At 73.4% G+C, this 1,643-nt stretch carries 2 protein-coding genes; both read right to left on the bottom strand.

Features of this window, described 5'->3' with window-relative positions; all coding sequences use genetic code 11:
- Window positions 1–193, bottom strand: a 193-nt coding sequence (locus SSNG_RS42595; RefSeq protein WP_206731354.1) for a hypothetical protein, incomplete at its 3' end; no start/stop codon positions are given.
- Window positions 194–287: 94 nt separating this feature from the next.
- Window positions 288–1,181 (bottom strand): LysR family transcriptional regulator, encoded by an 894-nt coding sequence (locus SSNG_RS32110; RefSeq protein WP_007268111.1) that lies wholly within the window; start codon window positions 1,179–1,181, stop codon window positions 288–290.
- Window positions 1,182–1,643 lie beyond the last annotated feature (462 nt).

Raw genomic sequence — 1,643 nt, 5'->3', positions numbered from 1 at the left:
TCGCGAGGCCGCTGATCTCGGTCATGCCGCCGGGCAGGGTGCACTTCTTCTCGGGGGCGGGGGCGGCGGCCCGGGTGGTGGGAGGTGCCGGGGCGGCGGTGGCGTCCGCCATCCAGGCGAGTGCGGGCAGCAGCGCGGCGAGGGCGGCGGTCGCGAGGGCCGCGGCCCCGGGGGGTGTCAGGAGTCTGGGCATGCGGACCATGTGAGGCGGCGGCGCCGGGCAACACCACCCCCCGGGAAACCCCGTTCGAGCATCGTTCCATGCCGCCAGGGCATGGGCCCGGGGTTCAGCGCCCCGGTTCCCGTACCGGTGCCTTGTGGCCGGCGTGGGCGATGAAGGCGCGGGCCGCCCGGCTGAGCTGGCGACGGGCGTGCGCGATGCCCACGGGGCGCAGCAGCGCCGGGGTGAAGGAGCGGATCTCGGCCCTGCTGCCGAAGGCCCTGGCCACCACGTCCCGGTACCAGATGAGGGAGCCGCGTCCGTCGGTGACGCCCGTGACCCAGGCGAGGCGTTCGTCGACTTCCAGGGAGGGCACGGGGCGGACGCCCATGCAGCTGAACATGGCTTCCATCTCGGTGCGCCGGCCGGTTCCGGGGGTGGGCAGCACCATGGGGAGGCCGTCGAGCATGCGCAGGGGGACGGGGTTCGGCAGCCGGGTGCCGATCGGCGAGATCAGCACCACCTCGCGCTCCTGGATGAAGTGCGTGGAGAGTTCCTTGTCGACGGGGAGGTCGACCAGGGCCAGTTCGGCCCGTCCCCGGGTGAGTTCCTCGACGAGGGCTTCGCGGCTGTCGTGCTTCTGGAGCCGGATGTCCACTCCGGGGTGGCGCTCGCTGAAGCCCGATATCAGGTCGGTGACCAGGTCGAGCGCGAGGGTGGGGGTGGTGGCGAGGGTGAAGGCGGCCCGCGAGTCCTTGCCGTGCGGGGTGCCGATGTCGTCGATGGCCTCGACCGCGTTGAGCACGGTGCGGGCCAGCCGGACGACCCGGGCCCCCTCCGGTGTGAGGTCCACCCCCCTTCCCCGGCGTGCCAGCAGTTCGACTCCCAGGTCGCGTTCCATGGCCTGGACCGCTCTGGAGAGGGCCGACTGCGCGACGAAGACCGAGGCGGCCGCGCCGGTGATGGACCGGCAGTCGGCGACGGCGACGAGGTAGCGGAGTTGCGCGAGGGTGGGGGTCATGAGCGGACGGTAACGGCGTGGGCATGGACCTGTAAGGGCTGGTGGGTGAACAACTGACGCAGGGTCCGGGGACGGCTCCATGCCGGCTCGGCGGCAAGACATGCCCGGGCGGCATGAGCCCGGCCGGACGCCGTACGCGGGTCCGTGCGCGGGGGCCGTCCGCCCGGCCGGGAAAGGCGCAGGCCAGCGGCGGGAGGGGGGCGCGCGGCAGGCCCCGCCGGGCCGGCGGGCGGGTGCGCCGGTGGGCCGGGCGGGGCGAAGCATCGTATTCCGTATGGCTGTTGACAGTGCGGGGTGCCCCCCGCACGATGCATCGCGGCGTCCGGGTGTTTGACCACGGTTCAAGCCGGTCGCGCCGCCCGCACCGGGATGACGCCCGGCGCCGCACCTCACTTCATCGCTCTCCCCCGTTCTTCCGCCCTGTACTGCGCCATGTCACACAGCACTGGAAGAGGAGCGCTC

It is taken from the genome of Streptomyces sp. C (genome assembly GCF_000158895.1).
GTDB lineage: Bacteria > Actinomycetota > Actinomycetes > Streptomycetales > Streptomycetaceae > Streptomyces > Streptomyces racemochromogenes.
The sequence above is the reverse complement of the archived record's forward strand: the minus strand, read 5'-3'. Positions and strand labels throughout refer to the sequence as shown.